18 protein-coding genes are annotated in these 19433 nt (G+C 37.7%); all 18 read left to right on the plus strand.

The features are described from left to right. The first annotated feature begins 9 nt into the window (after window positions 1-9). Window positions 10-660 carry a fructose-6-phosphate aldolase gene (gene fsa, locus AEA09_RS17560; RefSeq protein WP_053585249.1) on the plus strand — a complete coding sequence of 217 codons (651 nt, stop codon included), beginning with the start codon at window positions 10-12 and terminating at the stop codon, window positions 658-660. Between the two features lie 144 nt (window positions 661-804). Continuing rightward, window positions 805-2094, plus strand: coding sequence for a UDP-N-acetylglucosamine 1-carboxyvinyltransferase (locus AEA09_RS17565; protein ID WP_053585462.1), 1290 nt, complete (start codon window positions 805-807; stop codon window positions 2092-2094). Window positions 2095-2182: 88 nt separating this feature from the next. After that, complete coding sequence (gene glpX, locus AEA09_RS17570) at window positions 2183-3145, plus strand: class II fructose-bisphosphatase (RefSeq protein WP_053585250.1); 963 nt, start codon at window positions 2183-2185, stop codon at window positions 3143-3145. A gap of 167 nt (window positions 3146-3312) precedes the next feature. Next, window positions 3313-4596 (plus strand): transcription termination factor Rho, encoded by a 1284-nt coding sequence (rho, locus tag AEA09_RS17575; RefSeq protein ID WP_053585251.1) that lies wholly within the window; start codon window positions 3313-3315, stop codon window positions 4594-4596. Window positions 4597-4880: 284 nt separating this feature from the next. Then, window positions 4881-5090 (plus strand): 50S ribosomal protein L31, encoded by a 210-nt coding sequence (rpmE, locus tag AEA09_RS17580; protein ID WP_053585252.1) that lies wholly within the window; start codon window positions 4881-4883, stop codon window positions 5088-5090. Window positions 5091-5416: 326 nt separating this feature from the next. Further along, window positions 5417-5989: a thymidine kinase gene (locus AEA09_RS17585; RefSeq protein ID WP_053585253.1), complete on the plus strand. Its 573-nt coding sequence runs from the start codon at window positions 5417-5419 to the stop codon at window positions 5987-5989. A gap of 125 nt (window positions 5990-6114) precedes the next feature. Next, window positions 6115-7191 carry a peptide chain release factor 1 gene (prfA, locus tag AEA09_RS17590; RefSeq protein ID WP_053585254.1) on the plus strand — a complete coding sequence of 359 codons (1077 nt, stop codon included), beginning with the start codon at window positions 6115-6117 and terminating at the stop codon, window positions 7189-7191. Then, window positions 7178-8038, plus strand: coding sequence for a peptide chain release factor N(5)-glutamine methyltransferase (gene prmC, locus AEA09_RS17595; protein WP_053585255.1), 861 nt, complete (start codon window positions 7178-7180; stop codon window positions 8036-8038). Before prfA ends, prmC begins: the two co-directional genes overlap by 14 nt. A 44-nt stretch (window positions 8039-8082) precedes the next feature. After that, window positions 8083-8661, plus strand: a complete 579-nt coding sequence (locus AEA09_RS17600) for a stage II sporulation protein R (protein WP_053585256.1) — start codon at window positions 8083-8085, stop codon at window positions 8659-8661. Window positions 8662-8760: 99 nt separating this feature from the next. Next, the gene (locus AEA09_RS17605) at window positions 8761-9795 is read left to right on the plus strand and encodes an L-threonylcarbamoyladenylate synthase (RefSeq protein WP_053585257.1); all 1035 of its coding nucleotides are present in this window, start codon (window positions 8761-8763) and stop codon (window positions 9793-9795) included. A 1397-nt stretch (window positions 9796-11192) separates the two neighbouring features. Then, on the plus strand, window positions 11193-11687 hold the full coding sequence (locus AEA09_RS17610; protein WP_053585258.1) for a manganese efflux pump MntP: 495 nt from the start codon (window positions 11193-11195) through the stop codon (window positions 11685-11687). A gap of 28 nt (window positions 11688-11715) precedes the next feature. Then, the gene (locus AEA09_RS17615) at window positions 11716-12156 is read left to right on the plus strand and encodes a low molecular weight protein arginine phosphatase (protein ID WP_053585259.1); all 441 of its coding nucleotides are present in this window, start codon (window positions 11716-11718) and stop codon (window positions 12154-12156) included. 7 nt (window positions 12157-12163) lie between these two features. Next, a complete protein-coding gene (locus AEA09_RS17620; protein WP_053585260.1) occupies window positions 12164-13447 on the plus strand; it encodes a methyl-accepting chemotaxis protein in 1284 nt (427 codons plus the stop codon). Window positions 13448-13759: 312 nt separating this feature from the next. Continuing rightward, window positions 13760-14197 carry a ribose 5-phosphate isomerase B gene (gene rpiB, locus AEA09_RS17625; RefSeq protein WP_053585261.1) on the plus strand — a complete coding sequence of 146 codons (438 nt, stop codon included), beginning with the start codon at window positions 13760-13762 and terminating at the stop codon, window positions 14195-14197. 72 nt (window positions 14198-14269) lie between these two features. After that, entirely contained in the window at window positions 14270-14812 is a 543-nt protein-coding gene (locus AEA09_RS17630; protein ID WP_053585262.1) for a TIGR01440 family protein, read from the plus strand. A 63-nt stretch (window positions 14813-14875) separates the two neighbouring features. After that, on the plus strand, window positions 14876-16117 hold the full coding sequence (gene glyA / locus AEA09_RS17635; RefSeq protein ID WP_053585263.1) for a serine hydroxymethyltransferase: 1242 nt from the start codon (window positions 14876-14878) through the stop codon (window positions 16115-16117). 230 nt (window positions 16118-16347) lie between these two features. Then, a complete protein-coding gene (locus AEA09_RS17640) occupies window positions 16348-18504 on the plus strand; it encodes a bifunctional diguanylate cyclase/phosphodiesterase (RefSeq protein WP_053585264.1) in 2157 nt (718 codons plus the stop codon). Between the two features lie 147 nt (window positions 18505-18651). Further along, complete coding sequence (upp, locus tag AEA09_RS17645; RefSeq protein ID WP_053585265.1) at window positions 18652-19281, plus strand: uracil phosphoribosyltransferase; 630 nt, start codon at window positions 18652-18654, stop codon at window positions 19279-19281. Window positions 19282-19433: the final 152 nt, after the last annotated feature.

The raw sequence follows: 19433 nt of genomic DNA on the forward strand, positions 1-19433 counted from the left end.
GGAAATAATATGAAATTTTTTATTGATACAGCGAATTTTGAAGAAATTAAAGAAGCACATGCATGGGGGATTTTATCAGGAGTTACAACAAACCCGTCATTAGTAGCAAAAGAAGCAAACGTATCTTTCCATGATCGTTTACGTGAAATTGCTGAGCTAGTTGATGGTTCAATTAGTGGTGAAGTTATTGCTCTAGATGCAGAAGGTATGATTAAAGAAGGGCTAGAATTAGCCGCAATCGCGCCGAATATCACAGTGAAATTACCGATGACACCAGATGGTCTAACTGCGTGTAAATTCTTTTCAGAAAAAGGCATTAAAACAAATGTAACGTTAATTTTCAGTGCAAATCAAGCGTTAATGGCTGCTCGTGCAGGTGCTACATACGTATCTCCATTTATCGGCCGTTTAGATGATATTGGTCAAAATGGTGTAGAACTTATTGAAACAATTGCTGATATTTTCACAATCCATAATATTAAGACAGAAATTATTGCAGCTTCAATTCGCCATCCGCAACATGTGACTGCAGCAGCACTTGCTGGAGCACATATCTCTACAACGCCTTTCAAAGTGTTAAAACAACTTTTCCATCATCCATTAACTGATAAAGGAATTGAAGGATTTTTAGCGGATTGGAATAAGAGAAAAAGCGAATAATAAGAATATATAGTCAGACAAATAAAGAAAAGCGCATTCAAGCGCGTATATACCCTAGGGTTTAAAACGACGCAGATGACTTGGTGTGAGTGCATGGATAATTATGAAAAAATTTTACTTTCCAATCATGAGGGAGAACGCAAAATGGATGTATATAAAATTACTGGCGAAAATCGTCTTAAAGGTACAATTAAAGTAAGTGGTGCAAAAAATAGTGCAGTCGCCTTAATTCCTGCATCGATTTTGGCGAGCTCTCCAGTGACAATTGGAGGAATACCAGAGATTTCTGATGCTTGGACGTTAAAAGCACTATTGGAAGAAATAGGTGGTGAAGTGTCATTTGAGGACGGGAAAATGGTAATTGACCCGTCGGAAATGGTTGCACTACCGTTACCAAATGGTAATGTAAAAAAGCTTCGTGCCTCGTATTATTTAATGGGTGCGATGCTTGGACGTTTTAAAAAAGCTGTTATTGGTTTACCTGGAGGCTGTTTCTTAGGTCCACGTCCAATTGACCAACATATTAAAGGCTTTGAAGCACTTGGGGCCAAAATCACAAACGAACACGGCGCTATTTATTTACGTGCGGATGAACTAATCGGAGCGAAAATTTATTTAGATGTGGCGAGTGTAGGCGCAACAATCAATATTATGCTAGCAGCTGTACGGGCAAAAGGACGTACGATTATTGAAAATGCGGCAAAAGAACCTGAAATTATTGACGTTGCCACGTTGTTAACAAATATGGGCGCTAATATTAAAGGTGCGGGTACGAGTGTTATTCGTATTGATGGTGTTGATGAGCTTCATGGCACAGAGCACACGATTATTCCTGACCGCATAGAAGCAGCGACATTTATGATTATGGCAGCAGCAGTAGGTGATGGTATTACAATTGATAATGTTATTCCACTTCACTTAGAGGCAATTACGGCAAAACTACGTGAAATGGGCGTGAAAATTGAAATCGGTGACGAGAGTATTTATATTCCGAAAACGGATTTAGCAAAGCTACAAGCAGTAGATGTAAAGACGTTAGTGTATCCTGGATTCCCAACGGATATTCAGCAACCACTTTCTGTCTTAATGACACAGGCGCTAGGCTCCTCGAAAGTGACAGATACAATTTATTCAGCACGCTTTAAACACATCGATGAGCTTCGTCGTATGAACGCTAACGCCCGTGTGGAGGGTAATACAGCTATTATAACCGGACCAAACGAATTGCATGGGTCAACCGTGACGGCAACAGATCTTCGTGCTGGCGCAGCATTGGTACTTGCGGGCCTTCTAGCTGAAGGTGTAACAGAAATTCATGATATTTATCATATTGAACGCGGCTATAGCTCACTTATTGAAAAATTACGTGATTTAGGCGCTGATATTCGACGTGAAACAATAATGGTCGGTGCAGGCGAGCTAAAGGAAAAATGAGTGGGTAACGTTTGGAAATAGTTGTGTTACAATAGAAGTAATTTTGAATGTTTCGGTGATAGTACCGATAACGGGGGGCAAAACAATAATGGAACGCAGTTTATCAATGGAAGTAGTACGAGTAACAGAAGCAGCAGCAATCGCATCCGCGAAATGGATGGGGCGTGGTTTGAAAATTGAGGCAGATGATGCAGCAACATCAGCTATGCGCGCTATGTTCGATACTATTCCAATGCACGCTACAGTGGTAATTGGTGAAGGAGAAATGGACGAAGCTCCAATGCTTTATATCGGTGAAGAACTTGGTCTTCGCAATGGTGGTCCTAACGTTGATATCGCAGTAGATCCTTTAGAAGGCACAAATATTGTCGCTAAAGGCACAAACGGCGCAATGACAGTTCTTGCAATTGCAGATAAAGGTAATCTTCTAAATGCACCAGATATGTACATGGAGAAAATTGCAGTAGGACCAGAAGCGGCTGGTAAAGTCGATATTAATGCATCTGTTACTTATAACTTATTACAAGTAGCGAAGGCGAAAAATAAAGACATTTCAGACGTAGTTGCTACGCTATTAGATCGTCCACGACATCAAGCGATTGTAGATGAAATTCGTGAGGCTGGCGCTCGTATTAAATTTATTCAGGACGGCGATGTTGGAGCTGCCATAAATACAGCATTTGATGAAACCGGTATTGATATTATGTTCGGTATGGGCGGTGCGCCAGAGGGTGTTATTTCTGCGGTTGCCTTAAAATGCTTAGGTGGAGATTTCCAAGCAAAGTTAGTTCCAGAAGATGAAGAACAATTAGAGCGTTGTAAAAAGATGGGTATCGATGTAGATAAAGTTCTTTATTTAGATGATCTTGTTAAAGGTGATGATGCTATTTTCGCTGCAACAGCAGTGACAGATTGCGAGCTTTTAAAAGGTGTTCAATATAAAGGTGCTTATGCATTAACTCATTCAGTTGTTATGCGTGCAAAATCAGGTACTGTTCGTTTTGTCGAAGGTCGTCACGCACTAGAGAAAAAACCAAGCTATTTAAAATAACTTCAATATACTAGTGTTAAAACATGCTTTAACCTAAAATAGTACCTAGTACGCTTTTTTGTGTGCTAGGTATCTTCTTCTAAAATTATTCTTCGATTATCTAAACTTCAACGAGTATTCCAATTTGAACAAACTAATAACATTTTAATAAGACTGGAGCTGTGTCTATGTCTACTTTGACAATCTCGCAATTAGAGAATATGACGCTAAAGGAGCTATATGCTCTTGCACGACAATATAAAATTTCTTACTATAGCAAGCTAACAAAAAAAGAATTAATTTTTGCCATCTTAAAAACACGTTCAGAGCAAGAAGGATTTTTCTTCATGGAAGGTGTACTCGAGATTGTGTCTCAAGAAGGTTTTGGTTTCCTTCGCCCAATTAACTACTCCCCAAGTAAAGAAGATATTTATATTTCTGCATCACAAATTCGCCGTTTTGACTTACGTAACGGGGACAAGGTTTCTGGAAAAGTACGTCCCCCGAAGGAAAATGAACGTTACTATGGTTTACTACAAGTGGATGCTGTAAATGGAGAGGATCCAGAAGTTGCAAAAGAACGTGTGCATTTCCCTGGTTTAACGCCATTATATCCAGATCGTCATATTAAATTAGAAACAAACCAAGGTAATATATCAACACGCATTATGGACTTAGTAGCACCAGTTGGTTTTGGTCAACGTGGTTTAATCGTAGCGCCTCCGAAAGCTGGTAAAACGTCGTTATTGAAAGAAATTGCAAATGCCATTACGACAAATTATCCAGAGGCAGAGTTAATTGTCCTTTTAATTGATGAGCGTCCAGAAGAAGTAACGGATATTGAACGATCTGTAAAAGCGGATGTTGTAAGCTCGACGTTTGATGAAGTGCCTGAAAACCATGTGAAAGTTGCAGAAATCGTATTAGAACGTGCACGCCGTTTAGTTGAACATAAGCGCGATGTAATTATTTTAATGGACTCTATTACGCGTCTTGCTCGTGCTTACAACTTAGTCATTCCACCGAGTGGCCGTACATTATCGGGGGGGATTGACCCAGCTGCTTTCCATCGTCCAAAGCGTTTCTTCGGTTCAGCACGTAATATTGAAGAAGGTGGAAGCTTGACAATTTTAGCTACTGCTTTAGTCGATACAGGTTCTCGTATGGATGAAGTCATTTATGAGGAATTTAAAGGAACGGGTAACCTAGAGTTGCATCTAGATCGCCATCTAGCGGAACGTCGTATTTTCCCTGCTCTAGATATTCGCCGATCTGGAACACGTAAAGAGGAATTACTTCTTGAACCAGAACAGCTAGAAAAATTATGGGCAATTCGCAAAACATTCTCGGATTCTTCCGATTTCTCAGAGCGTTTCTTAAGAAAATTACGTACAACAAAATCGAACGATGAATTTTTCGAGAAATTAAATGAAGATATGAAAAAAGCGACTAAGGGTAAAGGTCTCTTATAAATAAGAAATCACCATTGCATTTTTTGTAATGATAGTACGTAGTAAAAATGGTTGGCTTAGATGCTCATGATTAGTGCTATGTATGTGGATAGATAATGAAAAATGTCAAAAAGAATTAAAAAAATTACTTTTATCATTTTTCTTTCTTGAAAATAATAAAATAGATATGTTATACTCTAAAAGTATGTAACGTGTGCATATGTAGCCGACATATTCGGGTTACGTAAGGCACAGTTCGAAAATACTCTGTTCCAGATGGTTCAGGGCGAGAGGAGAAAACGAATATGAAACAAGGAATTCACCCAGATTACAAAGAAGCAACAGTATCTTGCTCTTGTGGTAATACTTTCAAGACTGGTTCAGTGAAAGAAAACATCGTTGTCGAGTTCTGCAACGAATGTCACCCATTCTACACTGGTCGTCAAAAATTCGCGTCTGCTGATGGACGTGTTGATCGTTTCAACAAAAAATACGGTCTTAAAAACGAACAATAATAGTTTAATACCTGCCAAGCATGCGCTTGGCAGGTATTTTTTTCAGTGTCTAAGAAATTTAGCGGTCATTTTGGGATGTTTTTCATCTTCATTTAGCAGCGAACGCTGAATAAAAATGAAGCATTCGGCGGATGTCATAGATTTTGTAAGCTAGAAAGAGGCATCCTAACGTTGGCCTAAGTACAATTCAAAATCTGGACGCATTGTTTTTCTGCGTGAATGCAAAGCGTTAGCGGCAGGTATAATAATGCCGAGGACTAATTGATGAAAACATCCACCACTTACCATGACCCCACAGCGTGATGCGAGGAAAGGGAGAAGACAGAATGGCACAGTTGTATTTTAAACACGGAGCAATGAATAGCGGAAAATCGATTGAGATTTTAAAGGTTGCTCATAACTATGAAGAACAGAAAAAACCAGTGATGATATTTACATCAGGGTTAGATACGCGCGACGAGGTCGGTTATGTATCAAGTCGTGTTGGCTTACGTCAGCAGGCAATCCCTGTTTATGAAGATACAAATATTTTTGAGCTTGTAAAAAACAATGAGGTAAAACCATATTGCGTACTCGTCGATGAAGTACAATTTTTGAAAAAAGCACATGTGCTGCAATTAGCGAATATCGTGGACGAATTGGGTATTCCAGTTATGGGCTTTGGTTTGAAAAATGACTTCCAAAATGAACTTTTTGAGGGCAGTCAGTATATGCTGACATATGCTGATAAAATTGAAGAAATGAAAACCATCTGTTGGTTTTGTCATAAAAAGGCGACGATGAATTTACGTGTGAATGAAAACGGAGAACCTGTTTATACAGGTGACCAAATTATGATCGGTGGTAATGATTCGTATTATCCGGTGTGCCGTAAGTGTCATGCACATCCATCGCTATAGGAGAAGTGCTTTAGCTAAGATACTTATGAAAAAGTAGTATACATGCAAAAAATTACTTATACTAAGGTAAAGCGAATACTTAAAATTGCTATATTTATATAATTTAAATGATAGAGGTGAAGATCATGTTTGATCGACTGCAAGCAGTAGAGGATCGCTACGAACGACTTAATGAGCTTTTAAGTGATCCAGATATCGTAAATGATAACAAAAAATTACGTGATTATTCGAAAGAACAGTCGGATATTCAAGAAACGGTAGATGCTTACCGCGAGTATAAAGAGGTAAAAGCACAATTAGCAGATGCGCGTGAAATGTTAGACAATGAAAAAGATCCTGATATGCACGAAATGGTGAAGGAAGAGTTCAACAGTTTAAAAGAACAACAAGAAGAGCTTGAAGAAAGACTTCGCGTATTATTAATTCCTAAAGATCCGAATGATAATAAAAACGTTATTATGGAGATTCGTGGTGCTGCTGGTGGAGATGAGGCGAATATCTTTGCTGGAGACTTATTCCGTATGTATTCTCGTTATGCTGAAACACAGAACTGGAAAATTGATTTGATGGAAGCAACACCAAATCCAATGGGTGGTTATAAAGAAGTAATCTTCATGATTAACGGACAAGGTGCTTACTCAAAATTCAAGTACGAGAACGGTGCCCACCGCGTACAGCGTGTACCAGCAACGGAATCGCAAGGTCGTATTCACACTTCTACAGCTACTGTGGCATGCCTTCCAGAAGTAGAAGAAGTAGATGTGGAAATTCATGAAAAAGATATTCGTGTCGATACATTTGCGTCTTCTGGTGCCGGTGGACAATCGGTAAATACTACGATGTCAGCTGTTCGTATGATCCATTTACCTACAGGTGTGGTTGTATCGATGCAAGATGAGCGTTCACAGATTAAAAACCGTGAAAAAGCGATGAAGATTTTACGTGCGCGCGTAGCAGATATGTATATGCGCGAAGCACAAAGTGAAATTGATGCAGTACGTAAATCAGCTGTTGGTACAGGAGATCGCTCTGAACGTATTCGCACATACAATTATCCTCAAAACCGTGTTACTGACCACCGTATTGGTTTAACAATTCAGAAGTTAGACCAAATCGTAGAAGGTAAACTTGACGAAATTATTGATGCACTTATGTTAGAGGAGCAAGCGTCGAAGCTTGAACGACTGAATGAAGATGCATAAGCAAGTATTTGAGGCCCTTAATTGGGCTTCTTCTTTTTTGGTGGAAAAAGGTTTTGAGGAAACAGCGGCGCGTATTGTGATGCAGTATGTACTTGGCACAACTTATTCAGGTGTAATGATGCATATGTACGATGAGTTAACACCTGAACAAGCTGAGCAGTTTGTTGCGTTAATTGAAGAGCATGCAGGTGGCCGTCCAGTGCAGTATTGTATTGGACGTGAAGAATTTTATGGACGTACGTTTTTAGTTGATGAATCGGTGTTAATTCCTCGTCCTGAAACGGAGGAATTAGTGCTAGGTACGATAAATCGTATGAATAAATTATTTGGTCAGCAACAACTTAAGCTTGCGGATATTGGGACTGGTAGTGGGGCAATTGCCATTTCGATGAAACTTGAATGTCCAAAACTGACAGTAGTAGCGACTGATTTATCAACATCAGCTTTAGTAACAGCGAAAAAAAATGCACAAGCATTAGACGCTGATATTGACTTTCGACTTGGAGATTTAGCTGCACCGCTTGCTGGTGAAAAATTCGATATTGTGTTGTCAAACCCACCATACATTGCTTTTGATGAAGCAAAAGCAATGTCTAGTGTGGTACTGGAACATGAGCCACATAGTGCCCTTTTTGCGGAAGAGGATGGGCTAATTTTATATCGAAGATTAGCTGAGCAGTTACCAGCCTTGATGAATAAGCCGGGGCTTATCGGTCTTGAAATTGGTTATACACAAGGTATGGAAGTAGCAAAATTTTTCAAAGATAGTTTTCCACAAGCTACAGTGACTGTGGAAAAAGATATTAATGGAAAATCTCGTATGGTTTTTTGTGAAATCGATGCATAAAAAATCTCTTTCTTGACGACAATGTCGAGCAAGGAGGGATTTTTATGTTAAATGAATATAAGATTGTTAGATTTCCAAAAATAAATATTTTTCTAGCGTTTGTAAAACTAGTGTTGTTGGCGTTAGTGTTACAGCTATGTATACTATATATTCCAGAGTTAGTAGGGTTAGCAAAGGAAACTAGCGATAGTGAACAAGAAAGTGACTTTCGTGTTCGGGTTATTGCCAATAGCAATACGGCTGCTGATCAATTAGAGAAAGAGAAGTTAGTGGAAGGTCTAAAACCTTATTTTCTTCAGGTAGCCAATGCACAATCTGTGGATAATGAGCAATTTGTTGTGTTAAAACAGCAAATTGAGAAAGAAATAAAGGAAAATTATCCTCAATTATATACACAAGTTGCAATTGGGGATAACTTATTTCCGCCGAAGCGTCAAAATGCAAGTATCTATCCACAAAATGTCTATCAATCTATTGTTGTGAAAATTGGCGATGGACGTGGTGATAACTGGTGGTGTAGCATTTTCCCATCAGTTTGTGAGCCGGAAAAAGAGAAAGAAGAAGAAAAAGAAGAGCCTGTTACCTTTTTTATTTGGGAATGGATTAAAGGATTTTTCGACTGAGTTATATACAAATACAGAATACTTATACACAATTTTCTGAAAGTTACTAACAATGTGTGAGTAAGTCAATGAAAATGAAGTAAAGAGGGGAGGATTATCGTGAAAACAATTCGTAAAATTGTGGATAGTAATGTGAATAGTCAGATAAATTATACACAGGCTGTGGATATCTTAAATACTGGAGAGGTCGTAGCTTTCCCCACGGAAACGGTTTACGGTTTAGGTGCAGTTGCAACAGATGACGTGGCAGTGAAAAAAATCTTTGAAGCAAAAGGGCGTCCTTCAGATAATCCACTCATTGTCCATATTGGAGAGAAAGAAGAAGTCGAGCTTTATATTGAAGAAATTCCGGAAGTCGCAAAAAAATGCATGGATTTATTTTGGCCAGGTCCTCTAACTCTGGTTATGAAAGTAAAACCAAATGTATTGGCAAAAAGTGTGACTGCCGGACTACATACAGTAGGTATTCGCATGCCAGACCATCCTGTGGCGCTTCAGTTGCTGCAGCAAATAAAAAAACCACTCGCTGCGCCGAGTGCAAATCGTAGTGGGAAACCAAGTCCAACGGAGGCCATTCATGTAGAGGAAGATTTACAAGGGCGTATTCCATACATTTTAGACGGTGGTTCAACAGGCATCGGTTTTGAATCGACGGTACTGGATGTTACACATGAGCCTCCTGTTATTTTACGACCAGGTGGTATTACGAAGGAAATGTTGGAAGTAGCAATTGGACCAGTTATTCAGCCAACAAACGTTGAACAAAACATGGCGTCGACACCAAAAGCCCCTGGTATGAAATATACACATTATGCACCGAATGCTCCTGTTTACTTAATTGAGTGTAATGAGAAAAAAGTTTCACAAGCTATACAAAAGCTACAAACTGAAGGTCAACAAGTTGCGCTTTTAGCACCCGATAACTTTGCGCAAATCAAAGCCGATTATTTCTTTTCAATTGGTGAAGAAGGTGTAAAAGAAGAAATGGGTGCAGCGCTTTATCATGCATTGCGAGCTTGTGATAAAACGAAGGCAACCATTATTTTAGCAACCGCAACATCAATAGAAGGTGTCGGTGCAGCAATCATGAATAGACTTGAAAAAGCTGCTGCTGGAAAATGGTATACCATATAAAATAAGAACTAGCCTATTTCACATTGTTGGAATAGGCTAGTTTTTATTTTATTGTTAGGAAATTATAGATTTTCAGGCTGTAGATAACGAGGAGGTCTAAATCGTGAGGTCGCATTTGTTTTTCTACAGGCAAATACTGAACAACAAATTTTTGTAGAATATTTTTCAAACGTTAAAAAGTCTATTTGATAAAATTGATATACAACATATTAATAAATATGTGTCAAAAAGGGATTAAAGACCTAAGTTGGCGCTTATTTAAAAATAAGTTGTATATCAAAATCGATAGTTTGAATAAATTCGAGTTTGTTTAAGTTGCTTTCAGAATTTCCTCTGTTAAAACGAGAATGACCTCGATGCATTTTTGATGTAAAAATGCGGGTTGAGAAAGATCAACGAAGACCGTTTGGTAATCTAAATTCAGAAATGTGATTTTTAAACTGCTTGATTTTTAAAAAGAATACTGAGGCAACACTTCGTATAAACGCCTTATTATATATGTGTTATAAAGTGTTTCTGAAAAACTTCTTTACTCTTTTTCGAGGGCACTGAAAAACTCTTAAATAGAAAATTTTTATAGTAACTTTTTGCAGAAGCATTACTATAGTATGAAAGGATTTAGCGCGGCGGCGAATGTCTTCCCGCGCGAAGCGAGGGTTGCGTCTTACACTGTGCTTGCGGAAAGCGAACGCTAGAGCGCAAAATCATTAAGGTCATATTTTTGTTAAAGAATTTATTGAAAATTACTTTTTCAGTGCCCTCAGCGAAGCGTAGGAGCAGGCTCGTCGCTTGCCCGCGGAAAGCGAATGCCAGAGCGCTAAATCCTAGTAACAAATAAGTATTAGAATGTTTATGAAGAAATTACTTTTTTTGTGCCTCTTTTTTTTGCATCATTTTTTAGACCAGCCAATCGAGTCGTTGGAACAATATTATAAGAGCCATGTGCTTTCAAGATGATCCATTCGGAAGCGAAAAGGAATCAAAAATGTATTTTATTAAGCGGATTCGGCATCTTTATAGCCTGTTTTATCAAAAAGAGTATGAGCTTATTGTCCCGTTTTTTTATTTTGCAGCGTGATAAGAGGAGCGAAAATGGCTTTGTTTTGAGTTGTTTTTATACTTTTTCAGCTGTTTTTGTCAGGTGAATGCAATATTATTTGGCGCAAACTTATAAATGAAGATATTTTAGTAGAATGTCATAAGGTGCTTCTTGATTGCTAAAAGAATGCAAGTACGTGTTTTGGTGTAGTCCCTTTGTTTAAAAAAGATATTTTTGTGTCTAGACAGTCTATAAGTCATTTGCCGAGGAGGTAGTGCTTATTTCAGACTCGTTATAGGATAATCGTGAATTACTGAGCATAAAATGATAAAATATTAGGGAGTGAAGGGGTGCGTTATTGCAGGGGATTCTTGCGGGAGTTTTAACGTCCGTTGATGTGATTGGGCTATATGTATTATTACCGACTGTAAGATATCGTTTATTATTATCAGTGTGGACAGCTTCACTACACATGCTTTTCCCGCTGTTAGGATTTGAATTAGGTAATTACATCGTTCGTTTCCTACTGGATTGGGGACAATGGATTTCTAGCATTTTATTATTTTGTATTGGCTTACAATTACTATTATTCTCTAATAATAATGAAAAAAGACCGATTTCTCCGATATTATTAGCAATCACTGCAAGCCTAGATACCTTTTCAGTAAGTGTTTCTTTTGGTATGCTTAATGTAGAAAAAATGATATTTATAATAAGTGCTGGAGCCAGTGCATTTATCTGTTCGTATGGTGCATTAATAATTGCAAGAAAAAATCAACGAATATTAGGTAAAAATCTACAAATCATTGCAGGTATCGTATTTATCATTATGAGTATTTTGACAGTAACATAACATCAATTGAATCAGGAGGGTGATAAGTGTGAATATACTATTCGTTTGTACCGGCAATACTTGTCGCAGTCCGATGGCAGAAGCGATTTTGAAAGGTAAACAAATAGATAATATTAATGTGCGCTCGGCAGGTATATATGCGATTCCATATGCAGAAATGTCCGCATATACAAAGCTAGTATTAGATGAAGCAAATATTATGCATCAACATCAAGCAACACAATTATCAAGTGCAGAAATTGAATGGGCAGACTTAATATTAACGATGACAACTAGTCATCGAGAAAGTATTATTGCTAATTTCCCTTCAGAAGAGCAAAAGGTATTTACGTTAAAAGAATATACATCAACTACTGAATTACAAGATGTTGTCGATCCGTATGGTGGCACTAAAATAATGTATGAACAAACATTCCAAGAGCTAAATGAATTAATCGATAGGTTGGTTAAAAAAATCGAAGGGAATTGAAGGCTATATGAAAAAACAATTTGGTTTAAGACGTAAACTCGTACTATTCGTTAGTATACTTGCCTTAATAACATATACAGTTAGTTTTATTTTCATTGAATTTGTACAACCAACTTTTTTCCCCGAGATTAGTCGTAGATCATTTGAAGTGGTGACTTACCTTTTAGGAATTATTTGGTCTGGGATTTTAGCGGCGATTTTCAGTGTCATTTTAGTAAAACCACTGCAACAGCTTGAAAATGCCGCTTCAAGAGTAGCTGAAGGGAAAATAGGGAAAGATGTACCAATGCCAAGAACAAACGATGAGATTCGTTCAGTTGCTGAAGCTTTTCAGCTAATGGTATTGAATTTGCGTCAAATGATTGAAAGTATTGACCATAATTTCCAAGAAACCAATCGATCTATTGTCCATTTATCGGATGAAACAGCAGTTGCTTCTAAAAAAGCTGATGGGATTGCACGTACAGTCAAACACATTTCGGCTGGTGCAGAGGCTTCAGCCGTTGCAGTACAGGAAACAGCAGAAGCTATTGAAGATGTGAGAGAACTTGCTACAAAAGTGAATTCAAGGGCGGTACAATCAGCTACGCAGACGAAAGAGATTTTACATAATTTAAAGACAACAACAAATGCAATTGAAATATTAGTAAATAGCATTCGACAAATTGCTGATGGTAATAATGAAGCATTAAAAAGCATCCGTACACTAGAAGAAAATGCTGGACAAGTTGAAAAAATTATTGGACTAGTTGGAGATATTGCAGCTCAAACAAATTTACTAGCATTAAATGCGTCCATCGAAGCAGCGCGAGCAGGTGATCATGGGAAGGGATTTGCTGTTGTAGCAGAAGAAGTAAGAGGGCTAGCCGATGAAAGTGCAAAGGCAGTGAAGGGGATTACATCGCTTATTCAATCCATGCAACAAAATGTGGAAGTTGTTGTGCAGCAAATGAATCATCAAGTAACTTTTGCAACTAAAGAAGTTGAACGTGTTTCTGAAACAACGGCAGCAGTCGAGAACATGTCTTCTAGTGTCCATGAAATGGCTACATCTGTGGTAGAAATTTCTACGTTAATTGAAAAACAAATGAATAATATTGAAACGACGGCTCGTCAATCACAAGAGGTCGCAGCGATTGCAGAGGAGACGTCTGCTGGAGCGCAAGAAGTACGAAGTGCCACTGAGGAACAAGCCTATTCCATTGAACAGGTTGAAAAGTTAGCAAATGGTTTGAAAAAGCAATCAGAAGAGTTATTTAAAGTAATTCAGCAATTTGATCGTGAAACATAAATTAGGATCGAGTTCATTAGAAATACTAGTGAATTCGATTATTTTTTTGCAATAATAAGTCCAATAGAACAAAAAAATTGAGAAAAACAGAGATGGTAGAATACTCAGATAAAAATACATAATGCAATTTTATCAATAAGATATCCAAATTATCTACACGAAATAACGTTAAAAATGAACGTTATTAAACTATTAAACAATAATCGTTCGTCTTTCAGGAGAAAACAGCATAAATATGCAAGAAAAATCGTGTTATTATTTAAGGAAAAGTGGTAAACTAATGTTGACTATAATTCGAAATGAGGGAACCAAGTGAGAATAGCAATTTCATCTGATCACGGAGGCAACAATTTACGTCGAGAGATTATGCAACTGTTAGAGGAGCTAAATATTAGCTACGAAGACTTTGGTCCACAATCTGATGATTCAGTAGACTATCCTGACTATGCAAAGCCGGTTACTGAAGGTGTAGCAAGCGGGGAATTTGATAAGGGTATTTTAATTTGTGGAACAGGGATTGGCATGTCCATCGCTGCAAACAAAATTAAAGGTATTCGTTGTGCATTAGTTCATGATTTATTTAGCGCAAAGGCAACGCGTTGCCATAATGATTCAAATGTTTTAGCAATGGGTGAACGCGTCATTGGTCCAGGTCTTGCGCGCGAAATCGCACAAACATGGCTTGAAACAAATTTTGAAGGTGGCCGTCATACACGCCGCATAGAAAAAATAACTGAATTAGAAAAGTAAAAAAAGTGCATTCACGCCCTTGAATGAGGGTGTGAATGCCTACATAAATGTGAAAATAAGGAGCTGAGTTTAGTGAGTGTACAGCAAATACAAACGCAATTGACTCAGTTACTCAGTGAATTCGAAGAGCAGGTAACTTTACAATCAAATACTATTTTTATCGTGGGATGCTCTACGTCTGAAGTGATTGGTCAGAAAATTGGCACAGCGGGCGCGATTGAAACTGCACAAGCTATTTTCGAACCGCTACAAACTTTTGCAAAGAAACATCAGCTACATTTAGCCTTTCAAGGATGCGAGCACATTAATCGTGCTATTACAATGGAAGCAAAAACAGCACAAAGTTTTGGTTTTGAACCTGTTGCTGTTGTACCAGTACGCACAGCAGGTGGTTCAATGTCAGCATATGCGTATACACAATTCTCACAACCAGTTGTTGTAGAAGAAATACGTGCACATGCAGGCATTGATATTGGTCAGACATTAATTGGAATGCATTTAAAAGCGGTAGCTGTTCCTGTTCGTACATCTGTACATACGATTGGAGAAGCGATTGTCACAATTGCAACAACACGTCCAAAACTAATCGGTGGCGAACGTGCATTATATAAGTAAGGAAATTTCTACATTCTTGTGAAGTACATTTAAATAACTATTTACTTAGGAGGATTTATAATTATGGCATTCGAAAATTTAGCAGTACAAGACAAAGCAGTATTAGATGGGATTTTAGCGGAGAAGAAACGTCAACAAGCAAATATCGAGTTAATCGCATCTGAAAACTTTGTATCTGAAGCAGTAATGGAAGCACAAGGTTCTGTTCTTACAAATAAATATGCTGAAGGTTACCCAGGTAAACGTTACTATGGTGGCTGTGAGTATGTAGATGTTGTAGAAGATATCGCACGCGATCGTGTAAAAGAAATTTTTGGCGCAGAATACGCGAATGTTCAACCTCACTCAGGCGCACAAGCAAACATGGCTGTGTACCATACAATTTTAGAACCAGGTGATACAGTTCTAGGTATGAACCTTTCACACGGTGGTCACTTAACTCATGGTTCACCAGTAAACTTTTCAGGGATTCTTTACAACTTCGTTGAATACGGCGTAACAAAAGATACACAAGTAATCGACTATGAAGATGTTCGTCAAAAAGCATTAGAACATAAACCAAAATTAATCGTTGCGGGTGCATCTGCATACCCACGTGCAATCGACTTTTCTAAGTTCCGTGAAATCGCTGATGAAGTAGGCGCATACTTCATGGTAGATATGGCACATATCGCAGGTTTAGTAGCTGCTGGAGAACATCAATCTCCAGTACCATACGCTGATTTTGTAACATCAACTACACATAAAACTTTACGTGGCCCTCGTGGTGGTTTAATTCTTGCTTCTAAAGAATGGGAACAAAAATTAAACAAATCAGTATTCCCTGGTATTCAAGGTGGTCCATTAATGCACGTAATCGCTGCAAAAGCTGTAGCATTTGGAGAAGCATTACAACCTGAATTCAAAGAATATGCAAAACAGATTAAAGCGAATGCCAAAGTATTAGCAGAAACGTTAATCGCTGAAGGTGTTGAAATCGTTTCGGGTGGTACTGATAACCACTTAGTATTAGTAAACGCTAAATCTCTTGGTCTAACTGGTAAAGTAGCAGAGCATGCACTTGATGAAGTAGGGATTACTACAAACAAAAACACAATTCCTTACGATACAGAATCACCATTCGTAACAAGTGGTGTCCGTATCGGTACTCCAGCTGTTACTTCTCGTGGATTCAAGGAAGAAGACATGAAAGAAGTCGGCCAAATTATTGCATCAGTTCTGAAAAATCCAGAAGATGAAGCAGTGAAAAAAGAAGCATCAGAGCGTGTAAAAGCTTTAACTGATAAACATCCACTTTACGCATAATTTAATAGAATTGAAAAGATACTTCTGATAACTGTCAGAAGTATTTTTTCTTAAATTTTAAGGGGAATTGTGTTATTAGCTATACAAAAATAGTAGGGAATCTTATTAGTTTAATATGATTAGGACAAAATATGTCCTTCAAAAGTTAGATTTTTTAAAAATATAGACAATATTCTGAACTTTTATGTAAAATAGAGAGAAACACTTTTGAATTTGTGAAAGGGGGGGTTATGATGCAACAAATAACTCAGCGAAATGACTATTTACTGGCTTCTATTTATAGATTAGGAGAGAACTCTAAAAAAAGTTACGTAGTCTTCGATGTCAAAGCTAATCATAGTATTCTACACTGCAATGACTCTTTTTGTGAGCTGACAAATTTTTCAGCTACGAAATTAAAAGGTATGGATTATTTTTCGTTGCTTTCTAACGAGGGGCAAACAACAGATGTCGATACAATTAAAGAGAAGTTAGATTGCGGTACAATGATACAAGCAAAGTTACATCACAATAGCCACAATAGACCACCTTTCTGGGCTGAGATACAAGCGCTCCCTTTTCAAAATGAAGAGTGTGAAACAGAATATGTATTACTACTCGTAAAAGATGTTACCTACTATCATACTGAGGAATTTTTAACGCGTCTTGGAAAGGCAATGTTTGAAGCCATTGAGAAAGATAATTCGCTTGAGAAAAAGATGCGTATTATTTGCAATGGCCTTGATGAATTTTTTTTGCCGAATGTTTCTAGTATGGTATTAACAAGGGGAGATACAAGTCAATTACAAGTATTCACCTCGAATGCTAATCTAGATAAGATTCCTACCGTATGTGACCGTACAAATTTTTATATTACGGTTATGCAGGCCAATGAATTTATCATAGCAGAGGATTTAACTACTGTAGACATTCCTGATGCACATAAAGAGTATGCGATATTAACGGAAAAACAGTCGGGATGGTTTATGCCTATTCGTAATCAGCAACAGCACTGTATTGGGTTGTTTGCGATATTTTACAATGCGTATCCTAGTAGTCGTGATTTCTTTGTAGGGTTGTTCCATAAAATCGCTGCGCTTGTGGCATTGGCGCACACTTACGAGAAAACGCAAAAGCAAATTTTGGATTTAGCCTACACAGATATAACAACAGGCTTGCCAAATCGACATAGTTTTTTAAATATACTAGATAAATTTGAATCTCAAGGACGAGAGGGATTCATTAAAATTATTAAGCCTAGTGAATTTCATCAAATCGTTGAGTTATATGGACGAGAAGCAGGAGATGAACTGCTTCGCCAAATCGCACGCCGTTTCGTCGAAAATAAAAATGAAAGAAATGAATATATCGCTCGTTTTACAAGTTCCAGTCTTATTATTTCGAGAACAATCTCACGAGAAAATATGATGTACTATGATGCTCGTATTCGAGATCTAATTCAAAAACCTTTTATCATAGGTGATAAGCAAATATACATTACCTTGAAAACGGGTATTGCTCCATTTAGTAAAGATATTAAAGTCGCTGATGCGATTCGTTTTGCGGATAGTGCCTTATCCTATGCATGCAAAAAGCCAGGTACGCGTACAGAGATTTTTACAAAAGAACGAAATGATCAATTAGAACAGCAAATGACTGTGTTAAATCATTTATCTTATGCACTTAAAAATAGAGAGATTTCCGTTAATTTACAGCCGAAAGTAGACTTGAAAACAGGTGAAATTCAAAGTATAGAAGCACTTGCTCGTTGGATTTCGCCAACACTTGGATTTGTCTCACCGGAAGTTTTTATCCCTGTTGCAGAAAATGCAGGGAAAGTGAGAGAAATCGATTTGCAAATATTAGAACTTGTTTTGCAGTGGCTCTCGCAAAGAAAGAGTTCAGGCAAAACTTTAGTAAAGGTAGCCGTAAATATTTCACCAGATCATTTTTACCATCCGTATTTCGTAAAGTCCGTTGTCGAGTTACTACGAAAATATGATATAGATCCGAATTATATAATATTAGAGGTAACCGAAAATATAGGATTAGTGGATTTCCAAACAGCCCTAACGATTATTCGAGAACTAAATAATTATGGATTTGAAACGTCGGTCGATGATTTCGGGATAGGCTTTTCATCGTTAAGTTATTTACAAAAGTTACCGTTTGCGGAGTTGAAAATTGATCGTAGTTTTATTAATGGTATTCACGATGCGGGAACGTTAGCTATTGTCCGCTCAATTATTCAGCTTGCTTTAAATTTAGGTATGACGTCTGTAGCGGAAGGCATTGAATCAGAGGAGCAAGTAGAAATTTTACGTACACTTGGCTGTAAGATTGGACAAGGTTATTACTATTATAAACCGATGTCGATAGAACAGCTTAATGATATATTAGATGCTTAATATTATATGAAAATTGCATAAAATCTAACTTAATATAGCTGTCTAAATATATAAGGAAGTATCTCGAATTAATTTTTGAGACACCTCCTTTTTTCTGTTATACTAGGTTAGATAAAATGAAATCCGAACTGTTAGGAGCGAATCCCTTTGAGCAAAGTATATGTATTTGATCATCCATTAATCCAACATAAGTTAACTTATATTCGTGATAAGAAAACAGGAACAAAAGAGTTCCGAGAGCTAGTAGACGAAGTGGCAACACTAATGGCATTTGAAATAACACGCGACATGCCATTAGAAGAAATCGAAATAGAAACGCCAGTTACAACAGCGAAAACAAAAGTACTTTCGGGTAAAAAACTTGCCATCGTACCAATTTTACGTGCTGGTATCGGCATGGTTGATGGTGTACTAAAGTTAATTCCAGCTGCAAAAGTGGGTCATATTGGTCTTTACCGTGATCCAGCAACATTAAAACCAGTTGAATACTACGCAAAACTTCCAGCAGACGTTGAAGAACGCGACTTCATTATTGTTGACCCAATGCTTGCAACTGGTGGTTCTGCAATAGAAGCTATTAACTCACTGAAAAAACGTGGCGCGAAAAGCATTAAATTCATGTGCTTAATCGCAGCTCCAGAAGGCGTAAAAGTTATTCAAGAAGAGCATCCAGATGTAGATATTTACATCGCTGCACTTGACGAAAAACTAGATGACCATGGCTACATCGTACCAGGTTTAGGCGATGCTGGGGACCGTTTATTCGGTACAAAATAATAAGAGCATTAACCTAAAGTCGGGACAAGAGCATATTGATATTTCAATGTTGGTGATTGTAGTGGAGGCTGGGCGTACCTTGGAAAGTGCCTAGCCAAAACGGAAATCCTCCTAACGTTATTGTGATGGCCAACTTTAGAAACTTGCAACAA

The organism is Lysinibacillus contaminans (genome assembly GCF_001278945.1).
Classification (GTDB): Bacteria; Bacillota; Bacilli; order Bacillales_A; family Planococcaceae; genus Lysinibacillus; species Lysinibacillus contaminans.

Coding starts and splice junctions, on each gene's coding strand:
- fsa (WP_053585249.1), top strand. CDS start 10: ATGAAATTTTTTATTGATACAGCGAATTTTGAAGAAATTAAAGAAGCA.
- AEA09_RS17565 (WP_053585462.1), top strand. CDS start 805: ATGGATGTATATAAAATTACTGGCGAAAATCGTCTTAAAGGTACAATT.
- glpX (WP_053585250.1), top strand. CDS start 2,183: ATGGAACGCAGTTTATCAATGGAAGTAGTACGAGTAACAGAAGCAGCA.
- rho (WP_053585251.1), top strand. CDS start 3,313: ATGTCTACTTTGACAATCTCGCAATTAGAGAATATGACGCTAAAGGAG.
- rpmE (WP_053585252.1), top strand. CDS start 4,881: ATGAAACAAGGAATTCACCCAGATTACAAAGAAGCAACAGTATCTTGC.
- AEA09_RS17585 (WP_053585253.1), top strand. CDS start 5,417: ATGGCACAGTTGTATTTTAAACACGGAGCAATGAATAGCGGAAAATCG.
- prfA (WP_053585254.1), top strand. CDS start 6,115: ATGTTTGATCGACTGCAAGCAGTAGAGGATCGCTACGAACGACTTAAT.
- prmC (WP_053585255.1), top strand. CDS start 7,178: ATGAAGATGCATAAGCAAGTATTTGAGGCCCTTAATTGGGCTTCTTCT.
- AEA09_RS17600 (WP_053585256.1), top strand. CDS start 8,083: ATGTTAAATGAATATAAGATTGTTAGATTTCCAAAAATAAATATTTTT.
- AEA09_RS17620 (WP_053585260.1), top strand. CDS start 12,164: ATGAAAAAACAATTTGGTTTAAGACGTAAACTCGTACTATTCGTTAGT.
- glyA (WP_053585263.1), top strand. CDS start 14,876: ATGGCATTCGAAAATTTAGCAGTACAAGACAAAGCAGTATTAGATGGG.
- AEA09_RS17640 (WP_053585264.1), top strand. CDS start 16,348: ATGATGCAACAAATAACTCAGCGAAATGACTATTTACTGGCTTCTATT.